This is a genomic window from Promicromonospora sukumoe (assembly GCF_014137995.1).
GTDB classification, from domain to species: Bacteria; Actinomycetota; Actinomycetes; order Actinomycetales; family Cellulomonadaceae; genus Promicromonospora; species Promicromonospora sukumoe.
Genome location: NZ_JACGWV010000002.1, coordinates 1,202,942 through 1,220,708, shown reverse-complemented (window position 1 = coordinate 1,220,708; position 17,767 = coordinate 1,202,942). Strand labels below are relative to the sequence as shown.

21 protein-coding genes and 1 tRNA gene are annotated in these 17,767 nt (G+C 72.4%); 6 read left to right on the top strand and 16 right to left on the bottom strand.

The window, feature by feature from the left end; genetic code table 11:
• Positions 1 to 43 precede the first annotated feature (43 nt).
• The 4 genes from FHX71_RS22590 to FHX71_RS22575 are packed head-to-tail and all read right to left on the bottom strand — an operon-like array spanning position 44 to position 4,214.
• Positions 44 to 1,000: a transglutaminase domain-containing protein gene (locus tag FHX71_RS22590; RefSeq protein WP_182619647.1), complete on the bottom strand. Its 957-nt coding sequence runs from the start codon at positions 998 to 1,000 to the stop codon at positions 44 to 46.
• Positions 1,001 to 1,060: 60 nt separating this feature from the next.
• Positions 1,061 to 2,746 (bottom strand): carbohydrate-binding domain-containing protein, encoded by a 1,686-nt coding sequence (locus FHX71_RS22585; protein ID WP_182619646.1) that lies wholly within the window; start codon positions 2,744 to 2,746, stop codon positions 1,061 to 1,063.
• Positions 2,743 to 3,576: a polyphosphate polymerase domain-containing protein gene (locus tag FHX71_RS22580; RefSeq protein ID WP_182619645.1), complete on the bottom strand. Its 834-nt coding sequence runs from the start codon at positions 3,574 to 3,576 to the stop codon at positions 2,743 to 2,745. Before FHX71_RS22580 ends, FHX71_RS22585 begins: the two co-directional genes overlap by 4 nt.
• Positions 3,573 to 4,214, bottom strand: coding sequence for a DUF4956 domain-containing protein (locus tag FHX71_RS22575; RefSeq protein ID WP_182619644.1), 642 nt, complete (start codon positions 4,212 to 4,214; stop codon positions 3,573 to 3,575). The genes FHX71_RS22580 and FHX71_RS22575 overlap by 4 nt, the downstream gene beginning before the upstream one ends.
• A gap of 234 nt (positions 4,215 to 4,448) precedes the next feature.
• Here FHX71_RS22575 and FHX71_RS22570 point away from each other — a divergent pair.
• A tRNA-Ser gene (locus FHX71_RS22570) sits at positions 4,449 to 4,535 on the top strand.
• Positions 4,536 to 4,681: 146 nt separating this feature from the next.
• On the opposite strand, the gene FHX71_RS22565 is transcribed toward FHX71_RS22570, so the two are convergent.
• The 3 genes from FHX71_RS22565 to FHX71_RS22555 all read right to left on the bottom strand — a co-directional run bounded on the left by FHX71_RS22565 (position 4,682) and on the right by FHX71_RS22555 (position 5,974).
• Positions 4,682 to 4,978, bottom strand: a complete 297-nt coding sequence (locus FHX71_RS22565; RefSeq protein ID WP_182619643.1) for a hypothetical protein — start codon at positions 4,976 to 4,978, stop codon at positions 4,682 to 4,684.
• Between the two features lie 133 nt (positions 4,979 to 5,111).
• Positions 5,112 to 5,588 (bottom strand): hypothetical protein, encoded by a 477-nt coding sequence (locus FHX71_RS22560; protein ID WP_182619642.1) that lies wholly within the window; start codon positions 5,586 to 5,588, stop codon positions 5,112 to 5,114.
• Positions 5,589 to 5,740: 152 nt separating this feature from the next.
• The gene (locus tag FHX71_RS22555; RefSeq protein WP_182619641.1) at positions 5,741 to 5,974 is read right to left on the bottom strand and encodes a hypothetical protein; all 234 of its coding nucleotides are present in this window, start codon (positions 5,972 to 5,974) and stop codon (positions 5,741 to 5,743) included.
• Between the two features lie 23 nt (positions 5,975 to 5,997).
• On the opposite strand from FHX71_RS22555, the gene FHX71_RS22550 reads away from it, so the two are divergent.
• Positions 5,998 to 6,921 carry a S66 peptidase family protein gene (locus FHX71_RS22550; RefSeq protein ID WP_182619640.1) on the top strand — a complete coding sequence of 308 codons (924 nt, stop codon included), beginning with the start codon at positions 5,998 to 6,000 and terminating at the stop codon, positions 6,919 to 6,921.
• A gap of 25 nt (positions 6,922 to 6,946) precedes the next feature.
• Here FHX71_RS22550 and FHX71_RS22545 read toward each other — a convergent pair whose 3' ends face one another.
• The 3 genes from FHX71_RS22545 to FHX71_RS22535 form a co-directional block, all read right to left on the bottom strand.
• Positions 6,947 to 7,138 (bottom strand): hypothetical protein, encoded by a 192-nt coding sequence (locus tag FHX71_RS22545; protein WP_182619639.1) that lies wholly within the window; start codon positions 7,136 to 7,138, stop codon positions 6,947 to 6,949.
• A 159-nt stretch (positions 7,139 to 7,297) separates the two neighbouring features.
• The gene (locus FHX71_RS22540; RefSeq protein WP_182619638.1) at positions 7,298 to 7,522 is read right to left on the bottom strand and encodes a hypothetical protein; all 225 of its coding nucleotides are present in this window, start codon (positions 7,520 to 7,522) and stop codon (positions 7,298 to 7,300) included.
• A 9-nt stretch (positions 7,523 to 7,531) separates the two neighbouring features.
• Positions 7,532 to 8,068 carry a P-loop NTPase family protein gene (locus FHX71_RS22535; protein WP_312877176.1) on the bottom strand — a complete coding sequence of 179 codons (537 nt, stop codon included), beginning with the start codon at positions 8,066 to 8,068 and terminating at the stop codon, positions 7,532 to 7,534.
• A 219-nt stretch (positions 8,069 to 8,287) separates the two neighbouring features.
• On the opposite strand from FHX71_RS22535, the gene FHX71_RS22530 reads away from it, so the two are divergent.
• Positions 8,288 to 8,713 (top strand): carboxymuconolactone decarboxylase family protein, encoded by a 426-nt coding sequence (locus FHX71_RS22530; protein WP_182619636.1) that lies wholly within the window; start codon positions 8,288 to 8,290, stop codon positions 8,711 to 8,713.
• 13 nt (positions 8,714 to 8,726) lie between these two features.
• On the opposite strand, the gene FHX71_RS22525 is transcribed toward FHX71_RS22530, so the two are convergent.
• Positions 8,727 to 9,644: an oxidoreductase gene (locus tag FHX71_RS22525; RefSeq protein ID WP_182619635.1), complete on the bottom strand. Its 918-nt coding sequence runs from the start codon at positions 9,642 to 9,644 to the stop codon at positions 8,727 to 8,729.
• Positions 9,645 to 9,747: 103 nt separating this feature from the next.
• On the opposite strand from FHX71_RS22525, the gene FHX71_RS22520 reads away from it, so the two are divergent.
• On the top strand, positions 9,748 to 10,602 hold the full coding sequence (locus FHX71_RS22520; protein WP_182619634.1) for a helix-turn-helix transcriptional regulator: 855 nt from the start codon (positions 9,748 to 9,750) through the stop codon (positions 10,600 to 10,602).
• On the opposite strand, the gene FHX71_RS22515 is transcribed toward FHX71_RS22520, so the two are convergent.
• Complete coding sequence (locus FHX71_RS22515) at positions 10,599 to 10,979, bottom strand: winged helix-turn-helix transcriptional regulator (RefSeq protein WP_182619633.1); 381 nt, start codon at positions 10,977 to 10,979, stop codon at positions 10,599 to 10,601. The two genes, FHX71_RS22520 and FHX71_RS22515, sit on opposite strands and share 4 nt — an antisense overlap.
• A gap of 127 nt (positions 10,980 to 11,106) precedes the next feature.
• On the opposite strand from FHX71_RS22515, the gene FHX71_RS22510 reads away from it, so the two are divergent.
• On the top strand, positions 11,107 to 11,994 hold the full coding sequence (locus FHX71_RS22510) for an NAD(P)-dependent oxidoreductase (protein ID WP_182619632.1): 888 nt from the start codon (positions 11,107 to 11,109) through the stop codon (positions 11,992 to 11,994).
• Entirely contained in the window at positions 11,991 to 12,956 is a 966-nt protein-coding gene (locus tag FHX71_RS22505; RefSeq protein WP_182619631.1) for an NAD(P)-dependent oxidoreductase, read from the top strand. The genes FHX71_RS22510 and FHX71_RS22505 overlap by 4 nt, the downstream gene beginning before the upstream one ends.
• Here FHX71_RS22505 and FHX71_RS22500 read toward each other — a convergent pair.
• The 4 genes from FHX71_RS22500 to FHX71_RS22485 form a co-directional block, all read right to left on the bottom strand.
• Positions 12,883 to 13,851: an SGNH/GDSL hydrolase family protein gene (locus FHX71_RS22500; protein WP_182619630.1), complete on the bottom strand. Its 969-nt coding sequence runs from the start codon at positions 13,849 to 13,851 to the stop codon at positions 12,883 to 12,885. The genes FHX71_RS22505 and FHX71_RS22500 overlap by 74 nt on opposite strands.
• Position 13,852: 1 nt before the next feature.
• The gene (locus FHX71_RS22495) at positions 13,853 to 15,058 is read right to left on the bottom strand and encodes a glycosyltransferase (protein ID WP_182619629.1); all 1,206 of its coding nucleotides are present in this window, start codon (positions 15,056 to 15,058) and stop codon (positions 13,853 to 13,855) included.
• 1 nt (position 15,059) lies between these two features.
• Positions 15,060 to 16,166, bottom strand: coding sequence for a glycosyltransferase family 4 protein (locus FHX71_RS22490; RefSeq protein ID WP_312877175.1), 1,107 nt, complete (start codon positions 16,164 to 16,166; stop codon positions 15,060 to 15,062).
• A gap of 199 nt (positions 16,167 to 16,365) precedes the next feature.
• Positions 16,366 to 17,634: a glycosyltransferase 87 family protein gene (locus tag FHX71_RS22485; RefSeq protein ID WP_312877174.1), complete on the bottom strand. Its 1,269-nt coding sequence runs from the start codon at positions 17,632 to 17,634 to the stop codon at positions 16,366 to 16,368.
• Between the last annotated feature and the right edge of the window lie 133 nt (positions 17,635 to 17,767).

The window sequence follows — 17,767 nt, the reverse complement described above, 5'->3', positions numbered from 1 at the left end:
ACGTACAGGTCCCCCGGGGGACCTGTACGTCTGACACGTAGGGCTAGTGCTCCGCGAGGTCCGTGATCCCGGAGTGGCCGGTGGGCGAGAGCGTCAGCACGCGCTCGCCCGGGCGCAGCCGCGAGTCCCCGCGGTAGAGCTCGGCGAGCTGGTCGGCCGCCTCGTCGTCCCCGGCGTCGGCGGCGACCAGCAGGTACGCGAGCTCGTCGGCGACGGCGTCGAACTCGGCGTCGGACATGTCCGCGCCCGCCAGCCCCGCGTCCCGGACCCAGGTCGCCGCCTGCCCGCCCTCGGCCTCGCGGACGTACGAGGTGCCGAGCTCCGGGCCCCACAGGTCCCAGAGCAGCAGCTCGTCCCGGTGCCGGTGCGCCACCTCGTACAGCACGTAGTAGCGCACGAAGTCCTTGCCGTGCAGGAACGGCACGTCCGCAGTCACGCCGAACGTCGCGGCGTCGGCCGTCCCGGCGCGGATCGTCAGCCATGCCTCCGCCGCCGTCACGAACGGTGACTCGGGCCCGGTGGGCATGTCGTGCACGTCGAAGTCGAAGTCCTTCTGGTCGAGCTCGGGGTCGAACCGCACCCAGCGCTTCCCGTCCCAGCGCTCGCCCACCACGTGGTCGGCGTTCCAGCCGGGCGCGAAGTACGTGGCGAAGCCGATCCGGGACCGCGCCGGCACGTCGTGCGTGCGCAGCACCCCGAGGGCCAGGAGCGTGTGGTCGCGGCAGCACCCGGCGACTTGCTGCGCGTGCGTGCGCGGCCCGTCGAGGGGCGCGCGCAGCGCGGCGGCGTCCAGGATCGAGGTGAGCCAGCGCCGGTCGGGGTCGCCCTTCTGCTCGTCGGTCAGGGTCGCGCCTTCGGCCCGGTAGTGCACGACGGCGGTGCAGACGAACCGGTGCAGCTCCTCCGGGTCGGTGCTCAGCTCGGTGAAGTACCCGGTGTGGTGTCCGGGGTTCGAGTACGGACTGTGGTCCGAGTAGTCGAAGAGTGTGGGCGCGGGCATCGGTGACCTCCCTCGGCGGTGTCCGGAACACTACCTCGCGACCCCCGCGAAATCCCACCCCTATCCGGCCTCGCCCGCGGTCACCGAGGTGACCTCCGCGCCGTCCGCCTGGACCGTGTAGGTGTCGCCCGTGGTCAGGTCCGCCGAGGCCAGGACCACGGACTGGGTGTCCTTGGTCAGCGTCACCTCGGCCACCACGTTCCCGTTCGAGTCGACCACCGTGAGCTCCGTGCCCGCGACCAGCGTGTCGAAGGTCGCCGCGACCCACCCCTCCGAGCCGTCGCCCGGCGTCTGCAGCATGCTCGACGTGCCGACGGCGAGCAGCGTGCCGCCGTCCACCGTCAGCGCGCCGGCGCTGTCGAGGGTGCCGTTGCCGCCGTCCGTCGGGCCGAACACCGTGACGTCGCCGCCCGAGACCGTGAGGGTTCCGTTCGAGTCGAGACCGTCGCCGCCGGCGTCGACCGTGACGTCGCCGCCCGTGATGACCAGCGAGAAGTCGCCCGCGGCCTCGCCCGGCATGCCGCCGCCGCCACCTGCGCCACCACCACCGTCGCCGCCCTGCGGCGGCTGCCCGTCCGGCATCGTGCCCGACGTCGGAGGCTCGCCTCCCGTAGGTGCCTCGCCGTCCGCCGGGGGCTGGGCGGCCGAGTCCTGGCCGGTGCCGGTGTCAGCCGCGGTGTCATCTCCTGCCGTGTCGTCGGTCGTCGTGGTGCCGTCCGTCGTCGTGCTCGTGCCGCCCGCGGCGTTGAAGCCGTCGTCGGAGGAGGTGACGTCCACCGTGCCGCTCGCGACGAGGATGTGCGCGCCCTCCAGGCCCTCGACGGACTCGGAGACGGTGACGGTCGCGCCGTCGATCACGAGGTCGCTCTCGGCGTGCACGCCGTCGTCGCCGGACGCGACGGTCACGGTGCCGCCCAGGAGCGCGGCGTAGCCGACGGTCTCGCCGTCGTCGTTGGTGCCGTCCTCGTTGTCCGCCTTGAGACCGTCGTCCTCGGCGTCGACGTCGAGGGTGCCGCCGGTGACGACCAGGAAGTCCTTGCCGCGCACGCCGTCGTCCACCGCCGTGACGGTGATGTCGCCGCCCGCGATGACCAGGCCGTCCTTGGAGGCGATCCCGTCGTTGGCGTTGCCGGTGACGTCCAGGGAGCCGGTGCCGGAGATGACCATCGAGTCCGCGGAGAAGAGGGCGGCGTTCGGCGCGTCCTCGCTGGTGTCCTCGTACGTCGCGGCGTCGGTCAAGCTGTTGGACGAGCCGTCCGCGAGGACCACGGACACGTCGTCGGCCTGCGTGACCGCGATCGCGGAACTGGTCGAGCTGGTGATGTCGGCGCCGTCGAGCACGAGCCGCACCAGGCCGTCGGCCTCGGAGCTGACCACGACCTGGCCGTCGTCGAGGGTGCCGCTGATCCGGTACGTGCCGGGGGCCGAGATGGTGACGGTCGAGCCGTCGGCGGTCGCGCCGTCGCCCGAGACGGTGGCGCTGTCGCCGTCGAGCGAGACGGTGGTCTCGTCCGCGGTGTCCCAGGTCTCGTCGGCGAGGGCCGCGAGATCGGTGTAGTCCTCGTTGTCGGCGAGGGCGTCGTCGGTGGTGGTCGCTACCTCGGAGATGGTGGTGGTCGTCGTGCCGGTGCTGCTCGTGCCGCTCGTGGTCTCGGCGGCGGCCGTGCTGCACCCGGCGAGGGCGCCGAGCACCAGGGCGCCGGAGATCGTGGCGGTCAGGAAGGGACGGGGTCGGCGGAGCTTCATGAGTGAGTCCTCTCGCAGGTCAGGCGGGTTGTGTCGGTGCTTGTGGGTAGGGCGGGCGCGGGCAGGCCCGCGGTGAGCCGACGGCGGACGAGCCGCCGCCAGGGCATGTCGGGCAGCTCGGGCTCCAGCACGGCCAGCCCGGTGGCGTACTTGGAGATGCGGTCGGGACGGTGGCCGGCCCGCCAGAGCAGGCGGTCCACCGACGACGGTCCCGAACCCGCGGCCGTCTTGGTCTCGACGACCACGAGGTCGCCGATCGCGGCGCTGCGCCGGACGACCGGCGCGGCGTGCGCCCCGGGGTCGACGGGCCCGAGCAGGTCCCAGACGAGGCCGGTGTCGAGGGTGACGCGGGCGTCGTCGAGCAGCAGGGTCGTGCGCTGGTAGCGGGAGCGCAGGGTCGGGGTGAGCACGGGCGCCGACGGCGCCCCGGCGTCGGCCAGCCGGTCCGAGACGAAGGTGCGGGCCAGGCCGAGGTGCCCGGCGTCGTCGTGCGGCTGCCGTTCCTTGACCGTGGTGCCGCGGCCCGCGCGGGTCTTCACCTCGACGAAGCACGACCCGGTGTCCACGTAGGTCCGCGTGCGGACCTTGAACCGCCGACGACGGCGCGTCGCCGCGAGGCGGTACGCGTCCAGCTCCGGGGTGTCGAAGTAGGTGGAGTCGTAGGCGAACGAGCGGGAGCCGTCGATCTCCAGCACCCGCGCCGGGGGCAGGGCCGTGAGCAGGTCGTCGAGCTCGTCCGGGGTCAGCACGTACTTGCGGTCGCGGCGCGTCTGGAGAGCCGCGGTGTCGTTCAGCTCGTCGAGCGTCACGGGAGCGAGGTCGGCGATCATCGGGCCGACGCCAGCTCGGGGCGGCCGCTGTTGTTCGTCCCCTGGTGCAGCGTGGTGGGGGCGCCGGTGCCGTCGTCGGTCACGATCGGCAGGCGGCGCGCTTCGGAGTAGCGGACGTCCACCCAGGTGGAGTCGTTCACGAGGTCGAGGCGCTGCACCGACAGGGCGTGCACGCGGGCGCCGAGCAGTGCTTCCAGGTGGGCTATCAGCTCCGTCTGGTCGGGGATCGCGCGGTCGAGGATGACGAGCTCGCTGTGGTGTCGGGCGAACAGGCGCGGGTGGTCCGCGAGGGCCATGACCAGGAGGATCAGGCCGCTGCCGGCGAGGCCGAGCCAGCCGGCGCTCGTCCCCAGCCCGCCCAGCAGGCCGAGCGCGAGCGACGCGAAGTAGTAGGCGACCTCGTGCTGCGACAGCTCTGTGGAGCGCAGCCTGATGATCGACAGCACGCCGAACAGGCCGAGGCCGAGGCCCGCGGCGACGGAGCTCGCGGACAGCGTCGCGGACACCGCGAGCACCCCCACGTTCACGCCGAGGTAGGCGACGACGAGGTCGCGTCGGCGGTGTCGCGGGAAGTAGAGCGCGAACGTCAGGATGGTGACGGCGACGAGGTCGACCGCGTAGAGCATGAGCTGGTTCATCGGATCTCCGGAGTTATCGGGGTGATGAACACGAGGTAAACGCATGGACCCAGGCGGTTCCTGGGGCGTGGCTGGGCTCAGGCTGTGGGCTGTTGAGCGGGTGCGTGGGCGCTGGTGTGCGGGCGCCTTGTCGGGGGTTCCGAGGGCTCGTCGGGCGCCGTCGCGGAACCGATTCGTGGAACCAGGCTCCGACCAGGTATCCTCCTACGGTCTGCTACTGAGGTAGCGGGCGAAGGTAGCGTGTCCGAGCGGCCTAAGGAGCACGCCTCGAAAGCGTGTGTGGGTGAAAGTCCACCGTGGGTTCAAATCCCACCGCTACCGCACCCAGAGTGACAAACGAGCCCCTGACCCATGTGGTCAGGGGCTCGTTCGTTGTTGTGGGCAGCCAGGTCGGCAGGTTGCGTCGAGGTCGGCACCGGCCTGGACCGACCTCGACGCCGACTGTCGACGTCGCAACGCTCGGCGGCTTAGATCTCCCGTGAGAACTCAGTTGCAAGGACGCCGGCCAGGAACCTGTAGTCCTCCATGAGTTGGCCCACGAGGTGCGGCTGCACTTCAAAGTGATCTCGCAGTCCCTTGGCGAGGTCCTCCGTCCTTGCGCCGAGATCGCCCGAGCGCTTAGCACTACGTCGCTCGAATGATCGCCAGCGTCGCGCGGCGATGGCGATCATTTCGTTGACGTTCTCTTCGCTGACGATCGGCGAGCCGCTCTGGTGAAGCTCGAGCGGAGCGGTCCGAGTGGCCTCCTGGAGGACCTGATCCATCCATGCAGGATCGCACGGGCTCGGCGCTCCACCGGCAGCCGCGGTTTCGGGGTCACATGAGCCTTGTTCGCTGCCGTCGTGCCTCGGTGTCCGACGTCGGTGACGTCGCTCTCCTGGATCCAGCTGAGCATACTCAGTCCGTTGACTCTTCCTCTTTCTTTTCCTCGAGGAACAGCTCGGGAAGCCCACCAATGGTTACAAGAAGTGTCACGAATAGGAGAACAAGACCGGCGAGAACCCAAAGAGTCCACTGGAGCCATGTCCACGGAGAAATGACGCCGAGCTGCCATATTCCCCAGGTGATGCCGCCACCCGCCACGGAGATGAAGATCATCGTGACGAGGCTGGCGCGATCGATCTTCCGGCGGCGTCGCGGCGTGCGAATCTCCGGGTTGATCTGCTGCGCGACCTGCACGGCCAGGCCGTGGGCAGCCGCTTCCAGTGCCGCCCTGCCTCGCCCGTCGGGCATGGTCGAGTGAAGGTGCAGAAGGCGCCGCAGCCGCCTCTCACGGCCACGCGTGAATTCGAAGAACGAGCCAAGAGCCGTCCGTAAACCAACGAGCACGGCGGGGATTGCCGCAAGGATTCCCAGCCCATCCGATATTTCCACGGGGTGAGGGTACCGACTGCCCGGGCCTCGTCAGAACATCCTTTGTCTTCTTGGCTCCAGGGGGCCGTCAGAACCAGTCAGAAACCGCCCGTCCGATGCTGCGAAAGAGCCGTGCGAAACTGCGGATGATGCCGATGAAGGCGGGCGGCTGCCTAGCGCTTGCGCAGCACGAGGCCGACGACGGCCACCGCTGCCGCCAGCACCGTCACGACCAGCGCGACGGCCAGGACCGTCGCGTCCTCCGGGAGCATCGGGCAGGCGGCGGGGGAGGTGTCGTCCGGGCAGGTGCGCCAGGGCTGCAGGAGGTAGACGAACGACACGACCACTCCCAGCACGGCGACTGCCGCACCGCCGATGATCAGCGTGAACGCGGTTCGTGTCGTCATCCGGCGAGGGTAGCGTCCTCCTCATGTCGCGCGTCGCACAGCCCCGACCTGCAGTCTCACTCCTCCGGAGGCTGGAGCCCGGCGACGTCGTCGCGCTCGTCTCGCCCGCGAGCTGGAGCGACGAGTCCTGGGTGGACGAGAGCATTGCGACGGTCGAGTCCTGGGGGTTCAAGGCGCGGCTGGGCAAGCACGCCGACGACCGGTTCGGCTACATGGCCGGCGGCGACGCCGAGCGCGCAGCGGACCTCAACGACGCGATCCGGGACCCTGAGGTGCGCGCCATCCTGACCCTGCGCGGGGGCTGCGGGAGCCTGCGCCTGCTGGCCGACGTCGACACTGACGCGCTCCGGGCGGACCCCAAACCGATCATCGGGTTCAGCGACATCACCGCCCTGCACCAGGTCTGGCACCGGGCGGGCGTCCCGTCGGTCCACGGCGCGGTGGCCGGGACGCGGGCCGCGACCGTGCTGGACCTCCTGCGAGGCGAGCCCGGCGAGCCCGTCCGGAGCGACACCGACCAGTACGGCGCCTACCTCACGACGACGGGCACGGCTTCGGGGCCGCTGTTCGGCGGAAACTTGGAGATGCTGGCCCGCAGCGTCGGTATCGTCGACAACGACCTCGACGGCCACGTCCTGCTGCTGGAGATCAACCGGACCGTCGGGCTCGGGATGGTCGACCGCGCCCTGACGCAGCTAATCCTGTCCGGCGCCCTGGCGGGCATCACGGGTGTCGCCGTCGGGACGCTCGAAGGTTTCGACGGCTATGAGGACCGCGGCTGGAACGTGCTCGACGTGCTCCGCGACCGGCTGGGCTTGCTCGGCGTGCCGATCCTCGCCGGGCTGCCCCTCGGCCACATGGAAAGCCCGGTCTCCGTTCCGCTCGGGGTCGAGTCCGTGCTCGACGCCGACGCCGGCACCCTGACGGTCGCCGCACTGAGCGCCTGAACCCGCAGCCCGGGCCCGGCGGAGGCTAGGCCGCCCGGCGACCCGACACCTTGTTCGCCACCCAGCGTCCGACCTTGCGCAGGTCGGCGGCGAGGTAGCGGAAGTGCCCGAGCTGCGTCACGAACACATCGACCTGACGGCTCGCCCAGTTCACTCGGGGTGTGTCCCCGATACGGCTGAGCTCTTTTCCTTCAAACTTCGCGTCGTCCGCTGGCATGGGTGGATCGTACTGGGATGCCCGATGTGTCGGACCTCATCGTCCGTCCCGGCGAGACACTCGACTACCGGGAGGGCTTCGCGGCCTCCCAGGAGAAGCGCCGGCCCAGGTTCACGGGCCGCTGAGCTGGACGTTCGTTCAGCAGGCTGGGGGCGGCCGTCAAACCCTGGGTGACGGTCGCCCAGAGCCTGCTGAACGCAGCTCAGTACGGTGTCGTAGGCGGGCGATCGCCGGAGCGGCCTTGAGTAGTTCGGCGGCCAGCTCGCGCCATCCCCGGATCTCGGAGCGCAGAAGGTCATCGAGGCGGCTCTCCGGCGTGCCCTCCGGCGGGTCTCCCCAGCGACGGATGTGCCGCGCCTCGCGGGGTTCGTCGTCGGCGGGCATGTGCGGATCCTACGGGCGGCTCGACGGGCCCCCGCCGGCCAGAAACCCCTCCACAGCCCGCCGCGTCCGCAGCCGGTGGAACGTCAGGTGCGCGTTCGCGGGAGTGGTCATCGCGTCCCCGTAGCGCCGCGGGTGCTGCCTGCGCTGCCGCACCGACCACCGGATGATCGAGTCCCGCGACCACGGCGCCAGCACGTCGGTCCAGGGCTGCCGGTTGCCCGTCCCCGGCCAGAGCTCGGTCCGGTCCATCGCAGTCCGCACCGTGCGCCGGTACACCCGCGCGAGCACGAGCGGCGTCGGCGGGTCGAGCCAGACGACGGTGTCCGCGCGCGCCCAGATCATGGGCTGCAGGGCGGAGTAGTTGCCGTCGACCACCCAGGCGTCCTCGGCGACGGCGCGCTCGGCGTCGTGCCGGAAGTCTTCCGGCGGGCGCGGCGTCCATCCCGGGCCCCAGTAGTGCGCGTCCAGCTCCACGTGCCCGACGCCGAGGCGTGCGGCCAGCCGCCGGGCAAACGTGGACTTACCCGACCCTGACGCTCCGACCACTGACACCCTCCGCACGCCGACGAAGTTAGCACCCGGCTTCGTGTACGCTCGGGAAGATTTTCACAAAAAGCAAGGTTGACCTGGGCATATATCACCCCCGAGGTCTTGCGTCGTTGGCCTTTCATGAGTTCGACTTGGGGTCGCGCCCACCGGCGCTCGCCCTTGTGGCACCGCACGAGCCCACGACACCCCTGCAGGCAGCCCCGAAGGAGCAAAACGATGTCCGAGAACGAGACGTTGCGCGCGGAGCGGTTCGCATCCGGCAAGGCAGCCCTCGACGCCATCCACGACCACGCCGGCCATCAGGTCATCGAGTCGCTGGCCGACATCGCTCCAGAGCTCGGGCACCAGATCGTCGCGTGGGGCTACGGCGACATCTACGCCCGCCCCGAGCTGGCCCCGCAGCAGCGCCAGCTCGTGACGCTCGGTATCCTCACCGCCATCGGCGGCAGCGAGGCCCAGCTCGAGGTGCACATCGGCGCCTCGCTCAACGTCGGGCTCACCCCGCAGCAGATCATCGAGGTGTTCCTGCACAGCTCGGTCTACTGCGGGTTCCCGCGCGCCCTGAACGCCGTCGCCGCGGCGAAGCGCGTGTTCGCCGAGCGCGGCCTGATGCCCCTGGCCGGCGAGACCCCCGAAGCCTGAGTCCCCCAAAGCGCTAGAGGTACGCCACCCCGGTCAGCCCCTGCGCCGCGTCCCACAGCCGCCGCCCGACGACGAGGTCGGTCGCCTCGGCGGACGCCCGCACCTCCGCGACCCGGCCCCGCGTCTCGCGGAACCTGCCGGGGCCGAAGAACTGCCCGCCGCGCACCCCGGGTGCCGTGGCGGCGTGGAGCTGCGGCAGTGCACCCTGCTCGACGGGCTGGGTCGCGAGCAGCCCCAGCCGCGCCGTCCACCCGCCGATCCGGCCCCGGTGCTCCCAGGCGCGCGGCGTGAGGTTGGTGCTGGACAGGCCGGGGTGGGCGAGCGTGCTGAGCACCGGCGACCCGATGGCGCGCAGGCGCCGGTCGAGCTCGATCCCGAACACCGTGGTGGCGAGCTTCGACGCCCCGTAGGCGGGCGCGGCGCGGTAGTCGCGCTCCGACATGAGGTCGTCGAACGCGAGGTGCGCGGTCTTGTGCGTGATCGAGCTGAGCGAGACGACGCGCGGAGCGTCGCCCCGGGCCAGCAGCGGGAGCAGCCGCCCGGTGAGCGCGAAGTGGCCCAGCATGTTGGTGCCGAGGTGCAGCTCGAAGCCGTCGGACGTGGTGCGGCGCGGCCCCAGGAGCACCAGTCCGGCGTTGTTCACCAGCAGGTCGATCTGCCCGAGCTCCTCCGCGACGGCGTCGGCGAACGTCGCCACGGACGCGAGCGACGCGAGGTCGAGCCGCCGTACCCGGAGCTTCGCTCCCGGCACGGCCTCCGCGATGGTGCGCGCGGCGGCGTCGCCCGCGGTGGTGTTCCGGACGGCGAGGACGACGTCGGCGCCGTGCCGCGCGAGCTCGGTCGCGGTGACGAGCCCGAGGCCCGAGTTGGCCCCGGTCACGACGGCGAGCCGGCCGGTCTGGTCAGGGATGTCTGCTGCGTTCCAGGTCATGGCCGGTGACGCTAGGCCGCTCCAGTCGGCCCTCACGCGTCCTCGCCTCCCTCGGTCTGCCAGGACCACCCTGGGCCCGCTCGCCAGGCGCACACTGGAGGGCATGACGGCGGAGCAGACCTACGCGCGCGAGCTCGGCGACTTCCTGCGGGCCCGCCGGCAGCGCACCACGCCCGAGGACCTGGGGCTGGAGCCCGGCCCGCGGCGCAAGGTCGACGGCCTGCGCCGCGAGGAGGTCGCGATGCTCGCCGGGCTCAGCGCCGACTACTACCAGCGCCTGGAGCAGGGCCGGAACGTGCGCCCGTCGGACGCCGTGCTCGACTCGCTCGCCGACGCCCTGGAGCTCGACGAGATCGAGCGGCGGCACATGCTCATGCTCGCGCGGGCGACCCGGCAGCTCGCGGCGCCGCCCGTCCGCCGTCGGCCCGAGCGGGTGCCCGCGAGCACGGCGCGCCTGCTGGCCCACATGGGGGTGCCCGCCGTCGTGCTCGGCCGCCACCTCGACCTGCTCGCGTGGAACGACCTCGCCGCCGCACTGCTCGGCGACCCGGAGGCCTACCCGCCCGAACGTCGCAACTTCCTGACCGCCCTGTTCGACGAGGAGGGGATGCGGCTGCACTGCGCGGACTGGGAGACGACCGCCCTCGACTACATCGGGATGCTGCGCACCGCCGTCGCGGCCGACCCCGACCACCCGCGGGCCGTCGCCCTCGTGGGTGGGCTCAGCATCCGCAGCGCGGAGTTCCGCCGGCTGTGGGCGCGGCACGACGTCCGCGAGAGCGTGCACGGCGCCAAGGTGATCCACCATGCGCGGGTCGGCGACATCGCGATGGAGTGGGACGCGTACCCGCTGCCCGGCAGCCCGGGCCCGGTCATGATCGTGTTCACCCCGCAGCCCGGGGCGGCCGACGACCAGCTCCGCCTGCTCGGCTCGCTCGGCGACCTCGACGCCGGCTAGGGCCGGGGGAGCGCGGCGGCGTCGCGGTGCTCCACCAGCTCGGACCGCTCCCGCCGCAGCCTGTCCACGCCCCAGTCGCCCAGCGGCGCGAGCGCCGCGTTGAGCGTCCGGCCGTGCTCCGTCAGCGAGTACTCGACGCGCGGCGGCACCTCGGCGTGCACCCGCCGGGTCACCAGCCCGTCGGCCTCCATCTCCCGCAGGTGCTGGGTCAGCATCTTCTCGCTCACGCCCGGCAGCCCGCGCCGCAGCTCCGCGAACCGGCGCACGCCGTGCTCGTCCAGCTCCCAGAGGATCAGGCCCTTCCACTTGCCGCTCACGACGTCGAGGGCGGCGTCGATGCCGCAGATGTACGGGCCGTTGCGGGGTGCCTTCGCCATCGAGCGCTCCTTGTCGCGAAAGGGTACTTACCAAGAGGTAAGTACCCCAGTAATTAGTGGGTACTTCCACGATAGTACGTCCCCCGGTGAGCATGGTCAGGTCCCCACCGACCGGAGGAGAACCACCATGACCACCCCCGAGAGCACCGGCGTCACGGTGCTCGGGCTGGGCGCGATGGGCAGCGCGCTCGCCGCCGCGCTGCTCGACGCCGGCCACGCCACGACCGTCTGGAACCGCGCCCCCGCCCGAGCCACCGCGCTGAGCGCGCGGGGAGCCGCCGCGCCGTCGGGCATCGCCGACGCCGTGACGGCCCACCCGCTGGTCGTCGCCTGCCTGCTCGACCACGCCTCGATGCACGAGACGCTCGATCCCGTGCTCGGCAGGATGCGGGGGAGCACGCTGGTGAACCTCACGACCACCACCCCGAACGAGGCCCGGGAGCTCGCCGCCTGGGCGGACCGGCATGGCGTCCGCTACCTGGACGGCGCGATCATGGCGACCCCGCCCATGATCGGCACCAGCGACGCGTCGATCCTGTACAGCGGCCCGCGCGAGGTGTTCGACGACGTCCGCCCCGTGCTCGACCGCTGGGCCACCAGCACGTACGACGGCGCCGACCCCGGCCTGGCCTCGCTGTTCGACCTGGCGATGCTCTCGGGCATGTACACGATGTTCGCCGGGTTCCTGCACGGCGCCGCGATGGCCGGCTCCGCCGGGATGACCGCCACCGAGTTCGCGGCCCGCGCCACCCCGTTCCTCAGCGCCATGACGGCCGGCTTCGCCCACGACGCCGCGGTGGTCGACGGCGGCGACTACACCGTCGCCGGCCAGCAGAGCCTGGACTTCTCCGACCTGAGCCACATCGTGCGCGCCAGCGAGGAGCAGGGCGTCGACCCCGCACCCGTCGCCGCCGTGCAGGCGCTGATCAGCGCGCAGATCGCCCAGGGGCACGGCGCCGAGGCCTTCGCCCGGATCTACGAGAGCCTGCGGGCCAGGGCGGAGGTCACCCGATGAGCACGCCCGTCACCGTCCTCGGCCTCGGCCCGATGGGCCAGGCCATGGTCCGCACCCTGCTCGCCGCGGGCCACCCCGTCACCGTCTGGAACCGGACGCCCAGCCGCGCCGGCGAGGTGGTCGCGGCCGGGGCGCGGCTCGCGGACACGCCCGCCGACGCCGTCGCCGCGAGCGACCTGGTGATCCTGAGCCTCACCGACTACCAGGCGATGTACGACATCCTCGGGGAGACGACGGCGGGGGCGGCGCCCGGGGAGGCGGCGGCGCTCGCGGGCCGCACCCTCGTGAACCTCAGCTCGGACACGCCCGACCGCACCCGCGAGGGCGCCGCGTGGGCGGCCCGGCACGGCGCGCGCTTCCTGACCGGCGGCGTGATGAACCCCGCGCCGATGGTCGGCACCGACGCGGCTTACGTCTACTACAGCGGCCCGGCCGAACTGCTGGAGGCTCACCGCGACGCGCTGGCCACGATCGGCGCGCCCCGCTACCTCGGCGAGGACCCGGGGCTGGCGCAGCTCATGTACCAGGCCAACCTCGACGTGTTCCTCACCTCGCTCGCGGCCCTGATGCACGCCACGGCCCTCCTGGAGACGGCGGGCGTCACGGCGACGGCGTCCATGCCCGAGCTGCTCCAGACCCTGAACGGCACGGCCGAGATGCTGGAGGTGGGCGAGAACCCGGCCGCCCAGCTCGAGGCCGGCGAGCACCCGGGGCACCTGAGCACGGTCACGATGATGGGCGCGACCGCCGACCACATCGTCGCGGCCAGCGAGGCGGCCGGCGTCGACAGCGGACTGCCCGGGGCGGTCCGGGCGTACTACACCTGGGCGCGCGAGCGCGGCCACGGCGCCGACAACTGGACCCGGATCATCGACGCGATGCGGCCGGTCAGCCCCGGCCGATCCGCCGTCGGGGATCGAGACCCGAGTCCGCGAGGCTCGTCACCATCCCGCCGGGGGTGAACGCGCGCTCCGCCCGCAGGTCGTGCACCACGGAGCGGAGCAGCCCGGGCAGGAAGTCCCGGCCCCGGCGCACGCACCACGGCAGCCCGGCCCGCAGCAGCCACACCAGGCGCTGCCGGGCCGACGGCGGGTCGGGCGCCGCGGGCAGCAGGGCGGCGTCGGCGGTCGCGTACGCGGGGTCGAGGTCCGCCAGCGCGTCCGCGACGCCGGCCGCCAGCCGTCGGTGCCCGGCGGGCGAGGGGTGCACCCGGTCGATGTGCCAGGCCTTCTCCCCGGCGGGCGCGATGGCCGCCACGGCGTCAACCACCACCACTCTGCCAGGGGTCGAAGATGAGCTCGGTCCGTTGCCCTGAGACCGGTCGGTCGTTGGACCGGTCTCAGGGCAACCGACCGAGCTCGCACCCGACCCGACCACAGGGCCCAGCACCGCCCCCGCCACCTCGTCGACGGCCGCGTTGATCGCCGCGACCCGCCGCCGCATCACGTGCCGGACCAGCCGGGGCGCGAGCTCGAACAGGCCGATCACCGGCAGGCGCACGAGCACGACGTCGGCCCCGGCCTGGCGCAGCGCACCGACGCAGCGGTGCAGGTCGGCGAGCGTGAACCGGGCGTCGAAGTCGCTGCGCAGCACGTCGTTGCCGCCCACGAGCACGGTCGCGAGCCGGGGCCGGAGGGCGAGCGCGGCGTCGAGCTGGGTGTCCGCGACGTCGCGGGAGCGGGCGCCGTTGGTGGCGAGGTTCGTGAACTCGTCCACGCCGAGGAGGGCGGCGAGGTGCGCGGCCCAGCCGGGGCCGTGCACGGCGTCCGGGCCGACGGTGTCGCCCACGCCCGCGGTGATCGAGTCACCGAGGGCGACCAGCCGGAAGCAGCTCTCGCGTACCCCCGGCGTCGTCATCTCACCGTCGCCCCGCAGCGCCGGAGTCGGCCAGGTCGTAGGCCTTGCGGGAGTGCAGTGCGAGCATCGCCTCGCCCGTGGCGCTCCACGGGAACAGCTCCGCGCGGGCGCGGGCGGCCTTGCGCCGCTCCTCCACCTCGCGGTCCAGCACCTCGTGCAGGGCGAGCGCGAGGGCCGACGCCTCGGGCGGGGCGGCGGCGCCCGCGGTGCCGACCACCTCCGGGAGCGCGCTGGACGAGCTGCACACGACGGGCGTCCCGGAGGCCAGGGCCTCCAGCGCCGCGAGGCCGAACGTCTCGATGGGGCCGGGGGCGATCACGACGTCGGCGCAGGTCAGCAGGGTCGCGAGCCGGTCGCGGTCGGGGATGAACGAGAGGAACCGGTGCGGCAGCCCGGCGGCCTCGGCCCGGCGCCGCATCTTCGGCAGCAGCGGCCCGGAGCCCGCCACGACGAGCCGCACGGGCCGTCCGTCGCGCACGAGCTGGGCGGCGGCGTCGATCGCGAGGTCGGGCCGCTTCTCCGTGGACTGCCGGCTCGCCAGCACGATCAGCGCGGTGCCCGGGGGCGCGTACTCGGCGCGCGCCTCGTCGGAGTACCGGTCGGGCCGGAACCGTTCCAGGTCCACGCCGAGCGGCACCCGATACAGCGGCGGGATCGTGGTGGCCCGCACGCGGTCGGCGAGGCGCTCCACCTCGCCCGCGGCGAAGTGCGTCGTGGCCACGAGCCGGTCGAACCGGGTGACCGTGGCGAGGTTGTAGCGGTCGGCCAGCGCCGGGGTCGCCGCGGCGCCGAACGCCGACGCGTAGCCGCCCTCGGCGCCGCCGGGCAGCCAGGACCGCAGCACGCCGTCGACCCGCTCGTGCAGCATCATCAGCGACGGGATGCCGGCCTCCCGGGCCCAGTCGCCCAGGCCGGCGAGGGTGGTCCGGTCGCTCACCTCAAGGCGGTCGGGCGCGAGCGTCTCCAGCAGGCCACGCATCTTGCCGGGCCGGACGACGGCGCGGTACCCGCCGGAGAACGGCACGCGCGGAGCCGCCAGGCTCACGACGCGCACCCCGTCCACGAACGCGACCCCGTCCCGCTTGTCCGGCACGACGAGCACGGGTTCGTGCCCCCGCGACAGGTACTGCCCGGCCATGGCGTGCATCGCAGTTCGGATGCCCCCGGAACGGGGGCTGTAGAAGTTCGCGACGTGGACGATTCGCAAGTTATACCTCCGCTGAGCCGGCTCTCGCGTGCACCCGGATCGCGTCGTCGTAGTGCCCCATGAGCTCGGAGCAGATGTCGTGCCACGTGCGGCCCTCGGCGCGCTCGCGCGCCGCGGTCCCGAAGGCCCGCCGCTTGCGCTCGTCGCCCACCAGGTCGACGACGCGGGCCCGGAGCGCCTCGTGGTCACCTGGAGGGTACAGCCAGCCGTCGTGGGAGTGCCGGACGATGTCCAGCGGGCCGCCCGCGGCGGGCGCGACCACGGGGACGCCGCTCGCGTGCGCCTCCTGGAGCGTCTGCCCGAAGGTCTCCAGCTCGCCCGGGTGGACGAACACGTCGAGGCTCGCCATCGCCCGCGACAGCTCGGCGCCGCGCAGCAGCCCGGTGAAGTGGGCGGCGGGCAGGACGTGCCGCAGCTCGTCCCGCTCGGGCCCGTCGCCGACGATCACGAGGCGCACGTTCGGCAGGTCCTGCACCACACGCAGCGCCTCGACCTGCTTCTCCGCGGCCAGCCGGCCCACGTAGCCCACCAGGATCTCGCGCCCGGCGCCGACCTTCCGCCGCCAGGCCTCGTCCCGGAACCCCGGGTGGAACGACTGCGTGTCCACGCCCCGGCCCCACAGGCGCAGGTTGGGGATGCCGTGGTCCTCGAGCTGCCGCATGGTCGCGGTCGACGGCGCGAGCGTCATCGTCGCGCGCTCGTGGATGTCCTTGACCCGCTTCCACAGCAGGGGCTCGAAGTGGCCGAGCCCGTACCGCGCCGCGTATCCCGGCACCTCGGTCTGGTAGACGGCGACGCTCGGCAGGCGCAGCCGCTCGGCGGCGAGGATGCCCCGCCAGCCGAGGATGAAGGGGGAGGCCAGGTGGACGACGTCGGGCGCGAAGGTGGCGAGCGTGCGCTCGGTGCGCCACTTCTTGCCCACGACCAGTCGGACGTCCGGGTACCCCGGGAAGCCGATGGAGCCGAGCTCGACCACGGGCGCGCCGCTCACGAAGGGCGGCACGTGGCCGATCGACGCGTCGGCGTCGGGCGCGAGGACCATGGCCTGGTCCCCCCGCTCGTGGAGGTGCTCGAGGACCCGCAGGACGGAGTTGGTGACTCCGTTCACCTGCGGGAGGAAACTCTCCGCAACGATGGCTACTCGCACGCTACGAACCTGCCGGTCGTCGATGTCCGGACCACGACTTCCGTGCGGCGAGTCGGGGAACGGGTGGCGTCGAGACGGTAACCGCTACACACGAAGTCACGATCATGACCGTAGCGGAGCCACGGCACCCCTGACATCGGGAACACCCCCGAAGTGACCCTCAACTCGCTCTGGTCGGGGCCTTGCGGGCAAAGGCGAGCTGCGCCAGACGGATCACCGCGCCGACGAGCAGCGCCACGAGGAGCGCGTTGCGCAGGGCGCCGACGCTCGTCGCGAAGGTCCAGCCGCCCAGGAACTCCCCGTACCGCAGCGGGTAGATCTCCATGGTCAGCCGCGCGACGATCAGGGTGCCGACGGCGGGCACGAACCATGTGCGCCGCGTGCCCTGCGTGCGGCTGCCGAGCGCGATCGCCGCGGCGACCGGCGGGCCGATCCAGGCGATGAACTGCGGGGAGCCCACCTTGTTGAACACGATCAGCGCGAGCAGCTCGGCGGCGGCGCCGACCAGCAGGATGTCGCCGACGCGCTCGGGCCGGCGCCGGGCCGCCCACCAGATCAGCGCGGCGATCAGGAGCGCGGCGACCGGAAGGGCCACGTCGAGCGCCTGCGCCACGGCATCGGCCTGGCTGCCGAGCACCTCGTAGGTGTAGATGACGTCGTCGTACTCGACCTGGATCGAGGAGTCCCAGAGCCGGGCCACCGTGAACGGCGTGGCGGCGACGGCCTCGACCTGGAGCTGGCGGTCGCCCTGCTCGCCGAAGACGTCCAGCACGTTGTCCTGCCCGCCGCCCGCGAAGGCGATACCGACGACGACGGCGGACACCGCCGCGCCCGGCAGCACCACGTTCCGCAGGAACGACTTGAGGTCGGACGCCGTCGCGGCCAGCGCCAGGGCCACCGCGCCCGGGGCGATCTTGATCCAGGCGCCCACGGTGGCCAGGGTCATCGCGATCGCCGGGCGCTTCACGGCGATCAGGAGCGCCACGAGGATGATCGGCGCGAGCAGGCCATCGAGGCGGCCGATCCAGATGGGCCCCAGCATGACGAGGAAGAACAGCCAGAACCAGACGGCGGCGCGGCCGTGCGGCTTGGCCCGGCCGAGCAGTGCCACGGCGCCGGCGTTGGCAGCGGTCACCATGCCCATCCACACCCAGTCGTAGGCGGGCGTGGTCTCGGTGAGCAGCGCGGGAATCGTCATCGGCCCCAGGGCGCCGAGCGGGTAGACCCAGGCGTAGGTGAAGACCGGCCACGACCCGGTGTTCATGCCGTTGCGGACCCACCACTCGTACAGGTTCACGTCGCCGAGGATCTGCCCCCCGAAGACCCAGGCCTGAAAGATGATCCAGGCGTGGGCCAGCGCGAACGCGATCCACAGGGTCCACCAGGACGAGAACACGCGGATGGCGGACCGGAGAAGGTCTCGGCTCACGGCCTTGGGCGATGTCGACAGGTCTGACGGGCTCGGCACGGGCCACATCTTTGCACTGATCGGCGATCGCGTCGGTGATCCACCGATACGGGTGCAAGTTCGGGCATTCGCGAGTTAGAGTTCGGATACCCGA

Bases quoted from the DNA above. Each gene is read 5' to 3' on its own strand.
- FHX71_RS22550 (WP_182619640.1), top strand. From the start codon at position 5,998: ATGTCGCGCGTCGCACAGCCCCGACCTGCAGTCTCACTCCTCCGGAGG.
- FHX71_RS22565 (WP_182619643.1), bottom strand. From the start codon at position 4,978: ATGGATCAGGTCCTCCAGGAGGCCACTCGGACCGCTCCGCTCGAGCTT.
- FHX71_RS22515 (WP_182619633.1), bottom strand. From the start codon at position 10,979: ATGGCGAAGGCACCCCGCAACGGCCCGTACATCTGCGGCATCGACGCC.
- FHX71_RS22545 (WP_182619639.1), bottom strand. From the start codon at position 7,138: ATGCCAGCGGACGACGCGAAGTTTGAAGGAAAAGAGCTCAGCCGTATC.
- FHX71_RS22525 (WP_182619635.1), bottom strand. From the start codon at position 9,644: ATGACCTGGAACGCAGCAGACATCCCTGACCAGACCGGCCGGCTCGCC.
- FHX71_RS22505 (WP_182619631.1), top strand. From the start codon at position 11,991: ATGAGCACGCCCGTCACCGTCCTCGGCCTCGGCCCGATGGGCCAGGCC.
- FHX71_RS22585 (WP_182619646.1), bottom strand. From the start codon at position 2,746: ATGAAGCTCCGCCGACCCCGTCCCTTCCTGACCGCCACGATCTCCGGC.
- FHX71_RS22580 (WP_182619645.1), bottom strand. From the start codon at position 3,576: ATGATCGCCGACCTCGCTCCCGTGACGCTCGACGAGCTGAACGACACC.
- FHX71_RS22540 (WP_182619638.1), bottom strand. From the start codon at position 7,522: ATGCCCGCCGACGACGAACCCCGCGAGGCGCGGCACATCCGTCGCTGG.
- FHX71_RS22590 (WP_182619647.1), bottom strand. From the start codon at position 1,000: ATGCCCGCGCCCACACTCTTCGACTACTCGGACCACAGTCCGTACTCG.
- FHX71_RS22555 (WP_182619641.1), bottom strand. From the start codon at position 5,974: ATGACGACACGAACCGCGTTCACGCTGATCATCGGCGGTGCGGCAGTC.
- FHX71_RS22520 (WP_182619634.1), top strand. From the start codon at position 9,748: ATGACGGCGGAGCAGACCTACGCGCGCGAGCTCGGCGACTTCCTGCGG.
- FHX71_RS22530 (WP_182619636.1), top strand. From the start codon at position 8,288: ATGTCCGAGAACGAGACGTTGCGCGCGGAGCGGTTCGCATCCGGCAAG.
- FHX71_RS22500 (WP_182619630.1), bottom strand. From the start codon at position 13,851: ATGACGACGCCGGGGGTACGCGAGAGCTGCTTCCGGCTGGTCGCCCTC.
- FHX71_RS22510 (WP_182619632.1), top strand. From the start codon at position 11,107: ATGACCACCCCCGAGAGCACCGGCGTCACGGTGCTCGGGCTGGGCGCG.
- FHX71_RS22575 (WP_182619644.1), bottom strand. From the start codon at position 4,214: ATGAACCAGCTCATGCTCTACGCGGTCGACCTCGTCGCCGTCACCATC.